Genomic DNA, 17290 nt, shown 5'->3' with positions numbered 1-17290 from the left:
GTCCGCCGGGTTCCGAGGCTCTTTCGAAAAATTGTCCGGTACCGCAACACTCGAAACGCGCTGACCAGGCACTCTTGTCGGGGTTACCATCCCGACATCACGAAAGAAACGTCAGCCGGCGCGGAGTGCTGCTCGCACCAGCGCCAGGACTTCTTCGTCGGACACCCCGAGCGCACGGACGGTAGTCACGTATTCACTCGTCGCGCGCTGGGCTCCGATACGCGTGGGGTCGCCGTTCGCCGCGACGAATGTGCCGCCGCGGCCCTTCGTCTCCAGTACGCCGGATTGCTCGAGTTCGCGGTAGGTCTTCGCGACCGTATTGGGTGCGATCCCGAGGGTCTCGGCGAAGCCCCGAACAGTGGGCAATTTCGTGCCGGAGATGAGGTCGCCTCGGTGGACGAGTTCGACGATCTGTCGGCGCAGTTGCTCGAAGGGCGGGACCGCCGAGTCGTGGTCGATGACGATATCGAGCATCTTGGCAGGCTAGCAGCGCTTCCCCGCCGTTACGGCCACAACGGAGAGCTAACCGACTTTCACCCTCGTAGCGCCCCTCGCCGACGTGTTGCCATCCTGCTCGAGCGAGCCGTCCTGGTCGAGCGAATCGTCACCACCCTGCCTGTACGTGCCCGTCTCGAGCAGATCGCGGATCTGGATCAGCAGATCCGTCTCGCTCAGGGGTTCGTCCGCGGGTTCCTTGTCCGGCGCGAAGCGGGCCTTGGCAAGGGTGACCGGAAGAATCAGGACGAAGTACACGACCGCGGCGATGATGAAGAAATTGATCCCCGCCGCGATCACCGCACCGACGTCGATGAAGGTGGCGTCGTTCGACGCGATGACCCGGAATCCGAAACCCATCTCGTTGTCGCCACCCACCGCCGCGATGAGCGGGTTGATGATGTTCGAGGTGAATGCGGTCACGATCGCGGTGAACGCGGCGCCCACCACCACGGCGACGGCGAGTTCGATGACGTTTCCGCGCAGCAGAAAGTCCTTGAAGCCTTTGAGCATGTGTCCCGCACGCCTTTCCGATGATCCCGTGTGGACGGTAGTGACCGCGGAATCGTAGAGCGCCGTGGCGGCGGTGCCCAAACCGGCAGCTCCCGCGGACGGGTGGGCAGTGCAGAATCGAGCCATGGCAACCCACGCGACGATCTATCACAATCCCCGGTGCAGCACGTCCCGGAACACCTTGAAGCTGTTGCAGGAATCGGGTATCGAACCCACTGTCGTGAAGTACCTCGACACTCCGCCCTCACGCGAGGAACTGACGACGCTGCTCGCCGACGCCGGCCTGAAGCCCAGCGAAGCGATCCGGTCCAAGGAAACGCTCTACAAGGAACTCGGCCTCGCCGGCGCGAGCGAGGAGAACCTGCTCACGGCGATGGTGGAGAATCCGATCCTCATCGAGCGGCCGCTGGTGGTCACCGACAAGGGCACCGTTCTGGCGCGTCCGGTGGACCGGGTACGCGGCATCATCTGACGAGAGGTCCGACGGTCGGCCCGGGAGCTACACGGGGGCTCGCGACAGCGGGCACGACATGCATCGCGGGCCGCCGCGGCCGGAGCCCAGCTCCGACCCGGCGATCCGCAGCACTTCGATGCCGGAATCCTCGAGCCGGGTGTTCGTCTCGACATTGCGTTCGTATGCGACGACCACTCCCGGCGCCACGGCGAGGGTGTTGTTCCCGTCGTCCCACTGCTCGCGCTCGGCCACCACGGCGTCCAGACCGGTGTCGATCACCCGCATCTTCTCGATCCCCATCGCGTCGGCCGCGGCCTCGAGGAACGGCCGGGCGCCCGATATCCGGACTCCACCGTCACCTGTGCTGCGAATCGTGAATGCCTGCAGAGATTCCCGAATCGCCGGATACATGACCACCGCGTCGACATCAACCATGGTGCACACGGTGTCGAGGTGCATCGATGCGCGCTGCTGGGCGATCGGCACCGCAAGCACGGTGTGCGCTATTCCGTCCTCGAACGCGCTGCGCGCGAGAGCTTCCGCCCCCGCAGGGCTGGTTCGTTCCCCCACGCCCACGGCGATGACCCCGGGTGCCGGCAACAGCACGTCCCCACCCTCGACCGGAGCGGTGTGGGATTCGTAGGCGCGGCGCACACCGAGGAATTTCGGATGGAACGCGTAGATCAGATCGGTGAGGTTGGTTTCCCGTCGCCTCGCGGGCAGCGCGAGTGACGGGATTGCGACGCGCGGGCCGATCCAGAACGAGGAATCGCGCGTGAAGAGCAGGTTGGGCAGCGGCTCGATCGCGAAATCGCCGCCGTAATGCATCATCCGCACCAGCGACGGCGCGACGTCCAAGCCTTCGGCGGGAAGCTCGTCGAACGTCATGCCGGCGATGAGTATCCGGGCGAGGTCGGGGGCGGGTACCCCTCGCAAATGCCCCGCGAGTTCTTCCGCCAGTGGATGCCCGAGACGACGTGGGTCGACAGCACTCGAAATACTCTGGACCCGCGCGGCCCCGCTCACTTCGAGTGTTTCGGTGAGGAGGTCGGCGAGCAGCAGGACCTCGACGCCGCGACCACGCAACAGTTCGGCGAATGCGTCGTGTTCTTCTTGCGCGCGTGCCACCCACGGGAGGGCATCGAACAACAACTGGTCGTTGTTCCGAGGTGTGAGCCGCTCGAGTTCCGCACCGGGCCGGTGCAACATCACCGCCCGGAGCGCACCGACTTCGGAATCGACACCCCACGGAGCATTCATGCTCCGAATCTAGCGAGTGCGGGCGGGTTCGGCTCGGCCGGTGGGAGGATCACACGAACGTGTCGTCGCAAGCAGGAGGCCAGCCCGTGTCAGAGTCCGCGTCCCCAAACTCCCCCGATCCGCTGGGCGAACTGGCACCGTTCGCCGGCCGCTGGACCGGTGCGGGGGAAGGCCACTACCCCACCATCGACGACTTCGCCTACGTGGAGACGATCGAGCTGAAGCCGTTGCCGGGCAAGCCATTTCTGATGTATGTCAGCCGCACAGCGCACCGCGACGACGGCCGTCCGCTGCACACCGAGAACGGCTACCTCCGGCGGTCGGGAGGCGACATCGAGTTTCTCGTCTCGCAGCCCACGGGCTTCGTCGAAATTCAGCGTTCTCAGCTGTCACACGGCGTGCTCGACTTCACACCCGTGGTGTTCGAGCGGTCGCCGGATGCGAAACCCGTCCGGGAGCTCAAGCGGAGGTTCGTCCTCGACGGCGACCTTCTCCGGTACGACCTCTGGATGGCACACGCCGACACTCCCCTCACCCACCATCTGCGCGCCGAGTTGCGGCGCGAGGGGTGACGACCCGTCGGAAGTAGTCGTTGGCCGCCTGCATGACCAGGTTGTAGGGGGGCGCGAACTTGCGGGCCCACCAGTATCCGAATCGCGTGTCGAACGAGGTGTAGACGAGGAACCGGTTCTTCTTGATACCGGTGACGATGCACGCGGCCACCTTCTCGGGCGAGGCCGCGTGCTTGACGAAGCGTTCCGTGATCTTCCGGACCTCGGGACGATCGCGATCGACACCCACGATCTGGACGCTGTCGACCAGAGGTGTGCGCACTGCGCCCGGAACCACGAGAGACACACCGATGCCGTTCCGCTTGAGGTCGAACCGCAGGACCTCCGACACTCCGCGCAGCCCGAATTTGCTCGCGCTGTACGCGGAATGCCACGGCAGCGCGAGCAGTCCGGCGGCAGAGGAGACGTTGACGAGATGCCCGCCCCGTCCGGCTTCCATGATCGGCGGCACGAAGCTCTCGATCACGTGGATGGGACCCATGAGGTTGACGTCGACCATCAATTTCCAGTGCTTGTGCTCGAGCCGATCGACGGTCCCCCACACGGACACCCCCGCCACGTTGGCGACGATGTCGAGCGCCCCGCACTGCGAGTGGACGTCGGCCGCGAACGCGGCCACCGCGTCGTAGTCCGCGATGTCGAGCGCAGCCGAATGAAGAACGACGCCTCCGTCGACCCTGACCTGCCGCACCACCGCTTCGAGGCCGTCCGCGGCCACGTCGGTGAGGACCAGTTCGGCTCCCTCGCCGGCGGCCTGAATCGCCAGGGCGCGCCCGATACCGCTCGCCGCGCCGGTCACCAGGAACTTGGTGCCGCGCAGATCCTTGATCGCCATGGCGACACACTAACGGCCAAGGCGTCATTCGGTGCCGAGTCGATGATCAGAGGCGCTGTGCCATTTCCTCCTGGTATTGCTGGATGGTTCGATCGATAGTCGTGCAGTCGTCGGTGCGACCTTCGCTGCGCGCGAGGTCTGAGCGTTCGCGCAGCACGCGGATGGCGCGGCGAAGCTCGTCATCACTCATCCTCTGGTCCATGGATCCAGTCTGAACGTTCAGGCAGCACCACGCCAGAGGTCGGGCGAGCCGATTTCGCCGGGTGTTCCGGCGAGTTGGAATGGCGCGCGAGCATCCCAGCGACGCGCCGGACGACCGCTGCCGGCCGCGTGCGTTCGTACGAGAAGGCGGCTCACGACACGCTGAATTCGGGGGCACCCCCAGCAGATCGTCCTACGACTGCGTCCGGCCGTACCGGGACGCGATTGGGGTGACGATCGCCGGCCGAGGTCGGTGGCCAGGTGTTTGCCGCGGGCCTGGTCGACGAGGTGCGCATGGACGTCGTCCCCGTCGTGTTGGGGGCAGGCAAGCGCTTCTTCGGATCGGTCGACGCGCAGCACCTGCTGGAAGATCCTGACGTGGTGATTCAGGCCAACAGGGTCCCCCATCTGCGCTATCGGGTGCGCCGTTGACCGAGCCGAGCGAATGCGCGACGAGTTACCGCGGACGGGGATACGAAAAAACCCTGCCCACCGATCACGGGGGCAGGGTTGGAACTTCGACCAGATGGTGGAGCTGAGGGGAATCGAACCCCTGACCTCTTCGATGCGAACGAAGCGCGCTACCAACTGCGCCACAGCCCCGTAGGTTCCTGACGGAACCGACTCGGAAACCTTAGCAAACCTCCCCACTCAAAACGAAATCGCGCCATCGGCACAGGTAGGGCGCCTTTCCGCGCACAAAAGCCCCACAACAGAAGGGCCCGCACCGACGTGGTGCGGGCCCTTCTGTGCGTTCCGGTTACTGTCCCGCTGCGCGCGGGACGAAGTAGTTGCGGGAAGGCTCGTCGTAATCGTGCTCACCGTAACGGGGCTCGCCGTAATGGGGTTCCTCGTAACCCGGGTCTATGTGACCCGAGTCGTCCGCGTAGTAGCCGAGGTGGTCGAAATCCGGGTCTTCGTCGTCGATTTCGAGAACCACGGCACCCCGCCGACGCAGACGCTCGGGCACCAGCCGGAGTTCTTCGTCGCTGCGCGACTCGACACCGAGCCGTGACCGGTGCAGACGCGCCAGCCGGCGACGACGGATCTCCTGCTCGAGCTGCACTTGGCGGCGGAGGTAGAAGAGGTAGCCGACGAGCGCCGCGGTCGCCGCGCCGCAGATCCACCACATCACCGACGACACGATGAGCGCCAACGCCGCGCTGAGGATCGCGGCGATCAGCAACGCGAGGACCGCGCGCTGACGCGCGTCGTAGCGTTGCGCGCTGGCCACGGCATCGGCGTGCGGATCGAATCCGCCCCGGCCGCGGCGCTGCGGCACGAAATCACGTGCGGGCGCCTGTCCGGGACGGCGAGCGTGTGCGAAATCGTCGTCCGAAGAGAAGTCTTCGTCTGTGTCTGTTCCGGGCCTGTCCTCGAGGTCTGTGTCCATGCGGTCCTCCGCTGGGTGTCCGTGCGTGTGATCACGACTCGGACGCCAGTTCGGGTCGCTGCGGTGCCCGGCCGCCGGCCCCCGGGGGGCGATCGGCTCGTCGTCACCGCGATGCAGAACCCGTGTCGCAAGCGCGGCGTCGGTCGTCTGCCGGATCCGTGGACGCTTGGTGACCAGCATGGGCACCAGAACGAACAACCACACGGCAACAAGCCCTATCCACAGGAGTGAATTCGGCATCCGGCGGCCCTCCTCCCAGTCGTCACCTGCTAGTCCGTCGGCGCCACCGACCTAACTCAGGCTAGCGGCATGTACACCATTACCCGTAGAGAAACGCCGACTCAGGCGACTACTGCTGCCACTCGAGTCACGCCCTCTCACAGGACACATTGTTCACTCTAGTCACAGAATTCACGTGAAGCCTGAGGATTGTCACTCAGGTTCGGAGTTACATTTGTTACACCGGCAGGAGGTTTCAAGACCACGTCGCCCGGCCACCCCGAACCAGGCGGTCGGACACCGAACCGGGAACCTCTTCGACGGTCATCGCCACCAGCAAGTGGTCACGGAATCGTCCGTGCACGTCGAGATACCGCTGGAGCAGGCCTTCTTCGCGAAATCCGACGTTCTGGAGTACCGCTCGACTGGCGAGATTCTCCGGACGGACGGTCGCCTCGACCCTGTGCAGACCGACGGGCCCGAAGCAGTGATCCAGTCCCAGCGCGACGGCCGCGGTGGCGACGCCGAGACCGTTGACGTCCTTCTCGACCCAGTAGCCGATCCACGCAGACCGCAGCGCCCCACGCACGATGTTGCCGACCGTGATCTGTCCGCAGAAGCGCCCGTCGAGTTCGATGGCCATCGGGATCATGTGTCCCCTGTGCGCTTCGGCTCGCAGACTCCGGTACAGGCCGGGCCACACCGAGATGTGGTGCCTCATGTCCCACGGGGACTCTCCCGTGGGCTCCCACGGTTCGAGGTGCTCGCGGTCGCGCATCCTCAGCCGGCTCCACGCCGCCGCATCGCGCAGTTTCAGCGAGCGCACGGTGACGAGACCGCCCGCCACCCGCAACGGCCCCAGCCGGGCCGGCCATCCGGGATGTCGGGACATCAACCGCGCTGCCCGAGGAACGCCACGTCCACCCGGTCGCCGGCGCGCACCTCGGAGGTTTCGGGTTCCACGATCACCAGGCAGTTCGCCTCGGCGAGCGTCGCGAGGAGATGGGACGACGCACCCGCAGCACCCCCGAGTGCCTGAACGAGGTACTCCCCGGTCGCTTCGTCGCGCAGCAGTTGCCCCCGGAGGTACCCCTTCCGGCCGGGAATGGAGGTGATGGGGGCGACGGTGCGGGCCGTCACGATGCGGCGCATCGGCTGTCGTCGTCCGAGCGCGATACGAATGAGCGGCCGGACCATCACCTCGAAGACGACGAGCGCACTGACAGGGTTCGCCGGCAACAGGAACGTCGGGACCTCGTCGCGGCCGAGTCTGCCGAAGCCCTGGACCGACCCGGGGTGCATCGCGACCCGTTCCACTGCGAGGTCACCGAGATCGGACAGGGCCTCCCTGACGTCCTCGAGGGCACCGCCGCCGACCGCTCCGGCGATCACCACGATCTCGGCACGGATCAACTGGCCTTCGACGACTTCGCGGAGTCGCTTGGGGTCGGTACTCGCGATGCCGACCCGGTTCACGTCCGCCCCGGCGTCGCGTGCCGCTGCGGCCAGCGCATACGAGTTCACGTCGTACACCTGCCCGGGACCGGGGGTGCGCTCGACGTCGACGAGTTCTCCACCGACGGAGATCACCGAGAGCCGGGGCCGGGGATGGACGAGCACTTTGTCGCGGCCGACCGCGGCGAGCAACCCCACCTGCGCCGCACCGATGATGGTGCCGGCGCGCACCGCGACATCACCGGGTTGCACGTCGTCGCCTGTGCGGCGGACGTAATCGCCCGAGCGCACCGTTTTGAGCACCTTGATGCGGGCGGTCCCCTGGTCGGTGTAGTCGAGCGGCAGGACCGCGTCGGCCAGTGTCGGCAGCGGAGCACCGGTGTCGACGCGGACGGCCTGGCGAGGCTGCAACCGAATGGGCTGCCGCGACCCGGCGCGGACTTCGCCGACGACGGGCAACACCACGTCGTCGGGTCCGTCGCCTCCCGACTCCGAGGACCGGCCCTCCGCGACCCGCACATCGACGCTCCGCACGGCGTAACCGTCGATCGCCGCCTGGTCGAAACCGGGTAGCGGCCGCTCTGTGACCACTTCTTCTGCGCACAGCAAGCCCTGCGCTTCCGAAATGGCCACTCGGACCGGCCGGGGTGCGACTGCTGCCGCCGTCACCCTGGCCTGTTGATCCTCAACCGACCGCATACCGCTTCTCGACCTCCAGCCAGGTGCCGCCTGTCACTGTTCCAGGCGCTCGATCAGCCACTCGCGCAGCGAGGGACCGTACTCGTCCGTGTTCAACGCAGAGTCAACCGCAGCGCGAAGGTACCCGCCGGGATTTCCGAGGTCGTGTCGGGTGCCGCGATGCACGACCACGTGGACGGGGTGACCCTCGGCGATCAGCAGCGCGATCGCGTCCGTGAGCTGGAGTTCTCCGCCTGCGCCGGGCTCGATGCGACGCAGTGCGTCGAAGATCGCCCGGTCGAGCAGATAACGGCCGGCAGCGGCGAATGTGGAGGGGGCGTCTGCGACGTCCGGTTTCTCGACCATGCCGAGGACCTTGAGCACGTCGGGATTGACGGCATCGGGGACGATCTCGACGTCGAAGACGCCGTACGCGCTCACCTGCTCCTTCGGCACGTCGATCGCGCACAGCACCGAACCGCCGCGCTTGGCGCGCACCCGCTGCATGATCTCGAGGACACCGACGGGCAGCACGAGGTCGTCGGGCAGCAGCACGGCGATGGCTTCCTCGTCGTCGTCGAGAGCTGCTTCCGCGCATGCCACCGCGTGGCCCAGACCAAGCGGCTTCTCCTGGATCACCGACTCGACTTCGAGCAAGCCCTGCGCCTTGCGAACCTTGGCGAGCAGTTCGTACTTGCCCTTTTCTTCGAGCTTCGACTCGAGAACGAGGTCTTCGACGAAGTGCGCGACGACACCGTCCTTACCGGGCGCGGTCACGATCAGCAGGCGCTCCGCGCCGGATTCGGCCGCTTCGCCCGCCACGAGCTCGATGCCCGGGGTGTCGACCACGGGGAGAAGCTCCTTGGGGACCGTCTTCGTTGCGGGGAGGAACCGCGTACCCATGCCCGCAGCCGGGACAACCGCGGTCTTGAAGCGCCACGCCGCGCCGTCCGTTTTGTTCGTCATAGACTCCCACCCTAACTTCGGCCAACCGATCGTTGGCCCCGTGATCTTAAGGCGACCCGCATGGCCCGCACTTCCAAAGCACTCTGGCGTACCCGGATTATCTCCGCGCGACACCGAGTAGAAAGCGATCTTCGCCACGTCGAAGACGAAGCACTCGCGCGGACGGCCGCATCCCTGGCCCCCGCGGGCTCGACGGTCTGCGCGTACGTTCCCGTGGGTTCGGAGCCCGGTTCGACAGCGCTACTCGACGCCCTGGCCGCCGCGGGTGCCACCGTCCTCGTACCGGTGACGCGTGAGGGGTCGGCACTCTCGTGGGCGGAGTATCGCGGTGAATCATCGCTGTTCGCGGCGGGTTTCGGACTGCGGGAACCGGCGGGCGAGATACTTCCGCCGGAGACGGTCGGCGACGCGCACACGGTGCTCGTGCCCGCACTCGCGGTCGACGTCCGCGGCGTGCGACTGGGACGGGGCGCGGGCTTCTACGACCGGACACTCCACCTGGCCGCGCCCGATGCGAAGATCGTCGCGGTCGTACGCGACGACGAACTCGTCACCGAGTTGCCCGAGGATCCTCACGACATCCGCATGGGCTGGGCACTCACCCCGGGGAAAGGGCTGGTCCGCCTCGGTGCGGGCAACCGTGCGGAACAACACACCCGCTAGCGTTGTTGGCACTGTCGGCGATAGAGTGCCAAAGCTGCGGTCTGACGAATACCGCGGTACGACGAACTGGCGGAGGATCAAGCGGTGCCCACCTACTCATATGCCTGCACGGCGTGCGACAACAAGTTCGACATTGTGCAGTCGTTCAGCGACGCTTCCCTGACCGAGTGCCCGGAGTGCAGCGGCAAGCTGCGCAAGCTGTTCAACTCGGTCGGCATCGTCTTCAAGGGCAGCGGCTTCTACCGCACCGACTCCCGCAGCGGCAGCACCGCAAGCGAGAGCGCGAAGAGCGACACGAAGTCGAGCACCTCCGAGTCGGCCCCGGCCGCCTCCTCGTCGAACTCTTCCTCGTCGAACTCTTCCTCGACGAGCACCTCGTCGGCGAGCACGTCCTCGACCCCGGCCGCCGCAGCGAGCTGATCGGGGTTCTCCCCAGGCGCCCTGCCTATCCCCAGGACGCCGACCACATCTCTTCGTGAGACCGGCGGGCAGATCCGAACGCATAGCGTCGGCACATGCCCGTCGGTCCGTTGTCGTTTCCGCCCCGATTCACTCCACCCGGGCGCGGCCGTCCGCCCCGGCCTTCCTCGCTCCAGCCGACCTTCCCCGACCGGATTGCCGAACGACTCCGGCCGGGCTGGGCACGTGCGGGTGCCGCCCGGAAGGCGGGCGCAGGACTTCTCGCCGTTCTCGCGACAGTCCTTGCGCTGCGCGGTGATCCGGATACCGAACGGCTGCCCGTCGTCGTGGCCGCACGGGACCTGAGCCCGGGGCGGGCGCTCACCGCCGACGACCTCACCCTCTCCGAACGCGACGCCTCCGGTCTCGCCGCAGGTTCACTCACCGACCTCGCGAACGCCGTGGGCCACACCCTCGCCGGCCCCGTGCCCGCCGGTGAAACCCTGGTGGACGCCCGTCTGGTGGGGCCGCGCCTCGCGTCGGCGGCCACCGGCGTCCAGGACGCCCGTGTGGTGCCGATCCGCCTTGCGGACGCCGGGGTGGGCGAACTGCTCCGCGAAGGCGACCTGGTCGACGTCGTGACCGTCGCGGGTGGGACGGATGCCGCCGTGCCCGACGCGCACGTCCTCGCGCGGGGTGCGATCGTCGTGCTGGCGCAGCGCGCCGACTCCGCTCGCGACCGGACCGAGCGGGTGATTCTGGTTGCCCTCGAACCGGATCAGGCCACCGCCGTCGCCGCCGCGTCGCTGGTCAGTGCATTGACGGTGACGCTGCACTGAGCCCGCGGACCAGACCCGACCTGTCGGTGCACCCGACGTGCGGTCGGCCCGAACTGCCGTAGACGGCCATACCGAACGCCCGGCCGGTTTATCGTTCACTCTGTGGATGTGATCCACCGCACGTGCCCGCGCTCGTCGCCGGAACCCCTGCACGAAGGAGAGCACCATGTTCAAAGGCTTCAAGGACTTCCTGCTCCGAGGTAACGTCCTCGACCTCGCGGTCGCGGTGGTGGTCGGAACCGCGTTCACGGCGATCGTCACCGCCTTCACGACATACGTCATCGAGCCCTTGATCGCCGCGCTGGGCGGCGACAACGAATTGGGTTGGGGCTTCCAGATCCTCGCCGACAATCCCGCCACGTTCATCAACGTGGGTGCGGTGATCACGGCCGCGATCAACTTCATCATCATCGCCGCGGTCGTGTACTTCGTACTCATTCTTCCCGCCAACGCGGCGAAGAAGAAGTTCGTCACCGAGGAGGCGGACAAGGAGGCGAGTGCCGAAGACCTGCTCATCCAGATCCGCGACATCCTCGAGGCGCAGGCCGGTCAGCCGGGCCAGGGTGGCGCGCACACCCGGACAGCGCCCGATCGGCCGTAGAACTCCCCGCACAAAAGGCCTCCCCGCACAAAAGAACTGGGCCCACTCGGATTCCGAGTGGGCCCAGCCTGTGGTGCGGTTCGGCAGTTGCCGGACGTCTACTTAGACGGTCCAGACCTGGCCGTAGGTGGTGACGTTGTCGCCGTTCGCGGTGATCGCGCGGACGAACGGACGCACCTGGACAGCGCCGAGGACGCCGGAGGCGGTGCCGTGGACGTTGGCGAACTGAACGGTCTTGAAGTCACCGTCGAACTCGCCCTCGGCGACGACGAGCTCCTCGATGCCCGGAGCCGGGGTCAGCTCGAGCTCGGCGTATGCCTGCGGGAGGATGTCGGTGACCGTCAGGCCGGCCGAAGTCGTACCGGGCACAGTGATGTCAGCCTCGAGGCCGGGGGTGGAGTAGGTGACGCCGATGGCGCCGTCGATGCTGCCGGCCCATGCGAACTGGTAACCGAACTGGAAGGTGGTGCCCTCCGCGTCGGCTGCACCCTCACCGAGGATGTTGGCGGTGCCGCGGCCGTTGTGGAAGAACTCGCGGTTGAACGGGCTGCCGCCGAGGGCCGGGGTGCCCTGGATGAAGGTGTCTTCCTGCGTCACGACGACCTCGAGGCCGTCGGAGATGATGCGGTTCTGATCGTTGACCTCGGCCGAAGCGGCGCCGGAGGCACCGAGGACCAGTCCGAGAACGGCGGCACCGGCCACAGTGGCGTTACGTGCGGCCTTGAAGCCACGCGACTTGATTCCCATGATTACTCCGTTTTTGGTGGTGGGTACTACTGGTGGGATGGGCAGTGCAGGACTCAGAGGGTCCAGACCTGGCCGTAGGTCGTGACGTTGTCGCCGTTCGCGGTGATGGCCCGGACGAACGGACGCAGCGAGACCGGTCCGATGACGCCGGTGGCGGCACCGTGGACGTTGGCGATCTGAACTTCCTTGAAGTCGCCGTCGAACTCGCCTTCGGCGACCACGATTTCTTCGATCCCGGGTGCCGGGGTGAGCTCTACAGCCGCGGTGGCCTGCGGGAGAATGTCGCTGACCGTGGTGTCGATCGGGCCGACCTCGGGGGCGTAGACCTGAACGCCGTCGACCTCGACCGGGTTGCCGTCAGCATCCAGGACCGGCACGAACGTCGTGGTAGCCGAGGCCTCCAGCTGCGGACTGCTCCAGCTGAAGCCGATGGAGCCGTCGATCGACGCCGACCATGCGACCTGGTAGCCGAACTGGAAGGTCGTGCCCTCGAAATCGGCGGCGTCGGGGCCGACGATGTTCGCGAGACCACGCCCGTTGTGGAACCACTCACGGCTCAGTGGGCTGCCACCGATCGGGGGCACGCCCTGAATGAAGGTGTCCTCCTGAGTGACGATGACTTCGTTGCCGTCGGAGACGATCCGGTTCTGATCGTTGACCTCTGCGCTCGCGGCGCCGGTCGATCCGAGAACCAGACCGGCCACGGCGGCCGCCGCCACCGTGGCGTTGCGGGCGGCTCTGAAACCGCGTCGCGTCTGAATCTTCATGAATGCCTCATCCGTTCTCTGAGTGCCGGGTGGCGCACCCGCGTCCGGCACTGCTGGTCGCCCTCGTCGCCCGCGAAGGCGTTCTCCACAGCGAACGCACCGCCGGAGTGCCCGCCGGTGCGTTCGGTGCGTCAATCGTCCGCACGGTTTTGCGTTACCAATTCGAGATCGAAGAGCCGGTGTGTGAGACCTCTCCGCGATCTGATCGAACCTGAGAGGGAGATTAGACCGTGACCTTTCCCGGGGCAACGGCTAGAGATTCACGCGAGCCGGAAATTCGAGCCTGTGGGTCCGTCGCTCGAGGAGGCTTTCTGTATTCGCGACCACACCGGGCGAAAGTGACGGCGTTCTCGTGCCCGCCGGACACGCGAGTCCGGACATGAATACGTTTCAGCAGGTGAGGGAGGGGATTCCCCGAGCGAGCGGCGTAGAAACCTCCCGGAATTGTGTCGGGGGGCACAGAATCTTCCTGGTGGTGAACGGGAACGCGAACCAAACGGAATGTTTCGGGAACGTTTCGTTGCCGCCTATAACGGGTTCCTCTTAGAGTAAGGTTAGCCTTACAAACGTGAGGTAGATCACATAAGTCCGTGGTGTGGAGGCACTTGCTGACGCAGCCATTCGTCGGAATCGCCCCTACCTTCGCGGCCCTCATCCCCTTTGCCCCGTTCGTCACGGGTGGTCTCGGGAAGCACGTCGCCGAAGATGCGCGCGAGCCGCGCCCGGTCGATCCGGGCGCGGCTCGGGGACGGTGACGCAGGCCGATCGGCTACGTTGTCGGCGGGGGTCCCGCACGACTCGTCGTTCGAAATGGTCCTACTCCTCCACTCGCGAGAATTCCTGAATCACATGGGCCGCCAGCGGCAACAACGTCGCCATGCCGTCCCTGATCGCCGCGCGCGACGAGGGCAGGTTGGCGACCAGCGTCGACCCGGACACCCCCACGAGCCCGCGCGACAGTCCGGCTTGCACATTGCCGGACGCGAGACCGGACGCGCGCAGCGCTTCGGTGATGCCGCGGATCTCGTGATCGAGCACATCGGCCGTGGCGTCGGGAGTCACATCGCGGGGCATGACACCGGTGCCACCCACCGAGATCACCAGGTCGACACCGCCGATCACGGCGGTATTGAGTGCATTGCGGATCTCGACCTCGTCCGCCGCGACCGTGACCACACCGTCCACCGCATACCCGGCTTCCACCAGCAGCTCGGTGACGAGCGGACCGGCCGCGTCGGGGCTGTCCCCGTGGGAGACCCGGTCGTCGACGATGACGACCAGAGCACGGCCGATTCTCAGGTCTTCGAGTTCCATGACACCCACGGTAGTTCGCGGCTGCGGCGGACGCGCTGCATGCGCGAAATTGTGAGTTATGTCCATTTTTTCGGCTCCTCGCCGCTCTACCCCGACGTCGTTTCGACATCGACGGTGTTCTGGTTCCCGTTCGCATCCTGATAGGTGATCTTCACCGTGTCGCCAGGAGCGTGCGAACGGATCGCCGCGATCAGCGCATCACCGTCGGTGATGACCCGATCGTCGACCTTGACGATGAGAGAGCCGGCAGGAATTCCCGCGCGCTCGGCGGGCCCGCCCGCGACCACCTCGGCGACACGCGCGCCGTTGTCCTGACTCTGGGACGGGACCTGGACTCCGATGACGGCGTGCTGAGCCTTACCGGTATCGATGAGCTGATCGGCGATGCGACGAGCCTGGTTGACGGGGATGGCGAAGCCCAGCCCGATCGATCCGGACTGCGAACCGGCCGTGGCGATCGCGGTGTTGATCCCGACGAGACGCCCCTCCATGTCGACGAGCGCGCCGCCCGAGTTACCCGGATTGATCGCGGCGTCGGTCTGGATCGCGTCGATGACCGAACTCTGGTTGCCCGTCTGCCCGCTGGTGGACACCGGCCGTTCGAGTGCGGAGACGATGCCGGCGGTGACCGTGCTCTCCAGTCCGAGCGGCGAACCGACGGCGACGACTTCCTGTCCCACCTGGATGTTGTCCGAGTTGCCCAGTTCGATCGGGGTGAGATCGTTGCGGCCCTCGGTCCGGATCACCGCGACATCGGACACGGCATCGGCCCCTTCGATCGTCGCGGGAGCCGAGGTGCCGTCGGCGAAGTACACCGTGAGCTGTCCCCCGCCGCCCGCGCCCTCGACGACGTGGTTGTTCGTAAGGATCAAACCGTCCGAGGAGAGAACGACGCCCGAGCCTTCGCCGCTGCTGGTGCGACCCATCACCTCGATCCGCACCACGCTCGGCACCACTTTCTGGGCGACCGCCTGCACACTGCCCTCGGGGGCCTCGACGACCGTGACGTTCTCGTCCGCGGGCGTATCGAGCGAGTTGACCACCGCGGTACCGCCGCCGGAATCCTTGACCGCCCACGCGCCTACTGCCCCACCGATGCCACCACTGACGATCGCGAGTGCGATCGCGCCGACCGCCAGCGCCGAACGGCCGGGCATACGCCCGGTGCCCCGGGTCTGCTGTGGGTACGGCCCCTGTGGATACGGACCGGTGGGCTGACCCGGGCCGTACGGCCCCGGCGACTGGCCCGGGCCGGTGGCGCCCGTCGGTTGCGCCGGTCCGTACGGACCGGTGGGCTGCCCTTGCCCATAGGGGTGCGGTTGCGGCGAACCTGCGCCGCGGGTGGGGTCATCGTTCATGGTCATCGCCTTCATCCGATTCGAGTACCAGGACGAGCGTCCGGTCGCCCGAAGCGCGGTGGCGCTTCGGCGTCCGCTTCCCAGGATGGACCGCTCATCTGAGAACCGGCTTAATATTCGGCTCCGAAATCCCTGTCAGTCCGCTCCGGCTGGTCCGCTACGTCCGGTCGCTCCCGGTGTCGTCACCGAGATCGGGGGTTCCCGGCAGCACGATGCGGATCAATGCCCCGCCTCGCTCCGAACGGTCGACGGCGATGGTGCCGCCGTGCTTCATGACGATTTGCCGGACGATGGCCAGGCCGAGGCCCGAGCCCGGCATCGAGCGAGCGCTCGTCGCGCGGTAGAAACGCTCGAAAACCAGTTCGCGTTCTTCTTCCGGGATGCCCGGGCCGGCGTCATCCACCGTGATTTCCATCAGGCCGGGACCGATCTGCCGCATCCGCACGAACACCTCTGCTCCGGCGGGGCTCCATTTCGCCGCGTTGTCGAGGACGTTGACCATCGCCCGGGTGAGCGCGGCGTGGTCGCTGAACACGTACCACGGCTCTGTGACCGCGACGAAGACCACGTCGGTCCGTCGTCGTCGTGCCCGCTCGAGACTCCGGTCGACCACCTCGGCGATGTCCACGGCCTCGAACACCGCCTCGGGAGCATCCTCGCGCGCGAGATCCACCAGGTCGCCGACCAGCGTGGACAGTTCTTCGATCTGCCCGACGACGTCCTCGCGAAGCTCCGCCATGTCCTCGGGGGGCAGACTCGGCGCACCGGGTCTACTGGCCGCGATGAGCAGTTCCATGTTGGTGCGCAGGGAGGTCAGCGGCGTTTTCAGCTCGTGCCCCGCATCCGCGACCAGCCTGCTCTGCCGTTCGCGCGACTCTGCGAGCGCCCGCAACATCATGTTGAAACTCTCGGTGAGCCTCGCCAGCTCGTCGTGTCCGCTCACCCGGATCGGTCTCAGGTCGTCGGTGCGCGCCACTCGCTCGGCGGCGGCCGTCAGCCGCGCGACCGGTCTCAGCCCCGTCCGGCCGACGGTCGCCCCCACGGCCGCGGCCAGCACGACGCCACACCCGCCGACGACGAAGAGCACGCTCGCCATCCGGTTCAGCACTTCCACGGTGGGCCGCAGCCGCTGTGCGATGACCACCGTGCTGCCGCCGGGCATGCGCTGCGCAAGGACGCGTTGCTGATCGACGGTCCGTAGCGACGACTCGCGCTCACCCTCCGCCACGGCCAGCTCCGGTTCGCCGATCGGTACCGACGATCCGGGCGGGACGTACCGGCTCAGGTCGCTGTAGATCAACGCGACACTGATGTCGGAACTGTAGAGCTGGGCACCCCCGATGTATCGGGGGTCGTAGGTGATGAGGGTGCTCGACTCGACCAGCGCCTCGGCGCGGGCACGAAGTTGCTGATCGACGTCGGAATACAGCGCACGGGCCACGACGGCATACGCGGCGATCGAGGTGACCGCCACGGCGAGGGCGACGGCGCCGGCCGCGAGCAGAGTGACGCGGGTGCGCAGCGGCACCGACCGCGTCAGCAGCATCGGCGGGCGCATCTT

At 66.9% G+C, this 17290-nt stretch carries 21 protein-coding genes, 1 tRNA gene and 1 pseudogene; 7 read left to right on the top strand and 16 right to left on the bottom strand.

Going from position 1 to position 17290, the window contains the following annotated elements; genetic code table 11:
- Positions 1–111: 111 nt before the first annotated feature.
- Both ACFWU2_RS05720 and mscL (ACFWU2_RS05715) read right to left on the bottom strand, forming a co-directional pair.
- The gene (locus tag ACFWU2_RS05720) at positions 112–474 is read right to left on the bottom strand and encodes a GntR family transcriptional regulator (protein WP_378602196.1); all 363 of its coding nucleotides are present in this window, start codon (positions 472–474) and stop codon (positions 112–114) included.
- A gap of 48 nt (positions 475–522) precedes the next feature.
- Positions 523–1008: a large conductance mechanosensitive channel protein MscL gene (gene mscL, locus ACFWU2_RS05715; RefSeq protein ID WP_378602193.1), complete on the bottom strand. Its 486-nt coding sequence runs from the start codon at positions 1006–1008 to the stop codon at positions 523–525.
- A gap of 124 nt (positions 1009–1132) precedes the next feature.
- Between mscL (ACFWU2_RS05715) and arsC the strand changes: the two genes are divergently transcribed.
- Complete coding sequence (arsC, locus tag ACFWU2_RS05710) at positions 1133–1480, top strand: arsenate reductase (glutaredoxin) (protein ID WP_378602190.1); 348 nt, start codon at positions 1133–1135, stop codon at positions 1478–1480.
- 27 nt (positions 1481–1507) lie between these two features.
- Here the strand turns inward: arsC and ACFWU2_RS05705 are convergent, their stop codons facing one another.
- Positions 1508–2722, bottom strand: a complete 1215-nt coding sequence (locus ACFWU2_RS05705; protein ID WP_378602187.1) for an arginine deiminase — start codon at positions 2720–2722, stop codon at positions 1508–1510.
- Between the two features lie 86 nt (positions 2723–2808).
- Between ACFWU2_RS05705 and ACFWU2_RS05700 the strand changes: the two genes are divergently transcribed.
- A complete protein-coding gene (locus tag ACFWU2_RS05700) occupies positions 2809–3294 on the top strand; it encodes an FABP family protein (protein ID WP_378602184.1) in 486 nt (161 codons plus the stop codon).
- Here ACFWU2_RS05700 and ACFWU2_RS05695 read toward each other — a convergent pair.
- Positions 3254–4129 (bottom strand): SDR family oxidoreductase, encoded by an 876-nt coding sequence (locus tag ACFWU2_RS05695; RefSeq protein WP_378602181.1) that lies wholly within the window; start codon positions 4127–4129, stop codon positions 3254–3256. The genes ACFWU2_RS05700 and ACFWU2_RS05695 overlap by 41 nt on opposite strands.
- Before the next feature lie 46 nt (positions 4130–4175).
- Positions 4176–4319, bottom strand: coding sequence for a hypothetical protein (locus tag ACFWU2_RS05690; RefSeq protein WP_378602178.1), 144 nt, complete (start codon positions 4317–4319; stop codon positions 4176–4178).
- A gap of 257 nt (positions 4320–4576) precedes the next feature.
- Here ACFWU2_RS05690 and ACFWU2_RS05685 point away from each other — a divergent pair.
- Positions 4577–4762 (top strand): annotated as a pseudogene (locus ACFWU2_RS05685) (dihydrofolate reductase family protein); the annotation flags it as partial.
- 95 nt (positions 4763–4857) lie between these two features.
- Here ACFWU2_RS05685 and ACFWU2_RS05680 read toward each other — a convergent pair.
- The 5 genes from ACFWU2_RS05680 to ACFWU2_RS05660 form a co-directional block, all read right to left on the bottom strand.
- Positions 4858–4933, bottom strand: a tRNA-Ala gene (locus ACFWU2_RS05680).
- Between the two features lie 157 nt (positions 4934–5090).
- Complete coding sequence (gene glpR, locus ACFWU2_RS05675) at positions 5091–5963, bottom strand: gephyrin-like molybdotransferase receptor GlpR (RefSeq protein WP_378602175.1); 873 nt, start codon at positions 5961–5963, stop codon at positions 5091–5093.
- A 235-nt stretch (positions 5964–6198) separates the two neighbouring features.
- Positions 6199–6834, bottom strand: a complete 636-nt coding sequence (locus ACFWU2_RS05670; RefSeq protein WP_378602171.1) for a GNAT family N-acetyltransferase — start codon at positions 6832–6834, stop codon at positions 6199–6201.
- Positions 6834–8096, bottom strand: coding sequence for a gephyrin-like molybdotransferase Glp (gene glp / locus ACFWU2_RS05665; protein WP_378602166.1), 1263 nt, complete (start codon positions 8094–8096; stop codon positions 6834–6836). The genes ACFWU2_RS05670 and glp overlap by 1 nt, the downstream gene beginning before the upstream one ends.
- A 33-nt stretch (positions 8097–8129) precedes the next feature.
- Positions 8130–9041 (bottom strand): UTP--glucose-1-phosphate uridylyltransferase, encoded by a 912-nt coding sequence (locus ACFWU2_RS05660; protein ID WP_169621459.1) that lies wholly within the window; start codon positions 9039–9041, stop codon positions 8130–8132.
- Positions 9042–9101: 60 nt separating this feature from the next.
- Between ACFWU2_RS05660 and ACFWU2_RS05655 the strand changes: the two genes are divergently transcribed.
- The 4 genes from ACFWU2_RS05655 (at position 9102) to mscL (ACFWU2_RS05640) (ending at position 11543) form a co-directional block, all read left to right on the top strand.
- Positions 9102–9704 (top strand): 5-formyltetrahydrofolate cyclo-ligase, encoded by a 603-nt coding sequence (locus ACFWU2_RS05655; RefSeq protein WP_378602162.1) that lies wholly within the window; start codon positions 9102–9104, stop codon positions 9702–9704.
- 84 nt (positions 9705–9788) lie between these two features.
- Positions 9789–10124: an FmdB family zinc ribbon protein gene (locus ACFWU2_RS05650; RefSeq protein WP_378602159.1), complete on the top strand. Its 336-nt coding sequence runs from the start codon at positions 9789–9791 to the stop codon at positions 10122–10124.
- Positions 10125–10219: 95 nt separating this feature from the next.
- Complete coding sequence (locus ACFWU2_RS05645; protein ID WP_378602156.1) at positions 10220–10942, top strand: SAF domain-containing protein; 723 nt, start codon at positions 10220–10222, stop codon at positions 10940–10942.
- Positions 10943–11108: 166 nt separating this feature from the next.
- On the top strand, positions 11109–11543 hold the full coding sequence (gene mscL / locus ACFWU2_RS05640; protein ID WP_378602153.1) for a large conductance mechanosensitive channel protein MscL: 435 nt from the start codon (positions 11109–11111) through the stop codon (positions 11541–11543).
- Positions 11544–11645: 102 nt separating this feature from the next.
- On the opposite strand, the gene ACFWU2_RS05635 is transcribed toward mscL (ACFWU2_RS05640), so the two are convergent.
- The 6 genes from ACFWU2_RS05635 to ACFWU2_RS05610 form a co-directional block, all read right to left on the bottom strand.
- Positions 11646–12290, bottom strand: coding sequence for an MspA family porin (locus tag ACFWU2_RS05635; RefSeq protein WP_378602150.1), 645 nt, complete (start codon positions 12288–12290; stop codon positions 11646–11648).
- A gap of 53 nt (positions 12291–12343) precedes the next feature.
- Complete coding sequence (locus tag ACFWU2_RS05630; protein WP_378602147.1) at positions 12344–13057, bottom strand: MspA family porin; 714 nt, start codon at positions 13055–13057, stop codon at positions 12344–12346.
- Positions 13058–13635: 578 nt separating this feature from the next.
- A complete protein-coding gene (locus ACFWU2_RS05625) occupies positions 13636–13869 on the bottom strand; it encodes a hypothetical protein (RefSeq protein ID WP_378602378.1) in 234 nt (77 codons plus the stop codon).
- Positions 13870–13873: 4 nt separating this feature from the next.
- A complete protein-coding gene (locus tag ACFWU2_RS05620; protein ID WP_378602144.1) occupies positions 13874–14371 on the bottom strand; it encodes a molybdenum cofactor biosynthesis protein B in 498 nt (165 codons plus the stop codon).
- Positions 14372–14457: 86 nt separating this feature from the next.
- On the bottom strand, positions 14458–15729 hold the full coding sequence (locus tag ACFWU2_RS05615) for a trypsin-like peptidase domain-containing protein (protein ID WP_378602375.1): 1272 nt from the start codon (positions 15727–15729) through the stop codon (positions 14458–14460).
- 157 nt (positions 15730–15886) lie between these two features.
- Positions 15887–17287 carry an ATP-binding protein gene (locus ACFWU2_RS05610; RefSeq protein ID WP_378602372.1) on the bottom strand — a complete coding sequence of 467 codons (1401 nt, stop codon included), beginning with the start codon at positions 17285–17287 and terminating at the stop codon, positions 15887–15889.
- Positions 17288–17290: the final 3 nt, after the last annotated feature.

The organism is Rhodococcus sp. NPDC058639, from assembly GCF_042717545.1.
Taxonomy (GTDB): Bacteria; Actinomycetota; Actinomycetes; order Mycobacteriales; family Mycobacteriaceae; genus Rhodococcus.
Note: the sequence above shows the minus strand (reverse complement) of the source record. Positions and strands in the feature narration are given on the sequence as shown.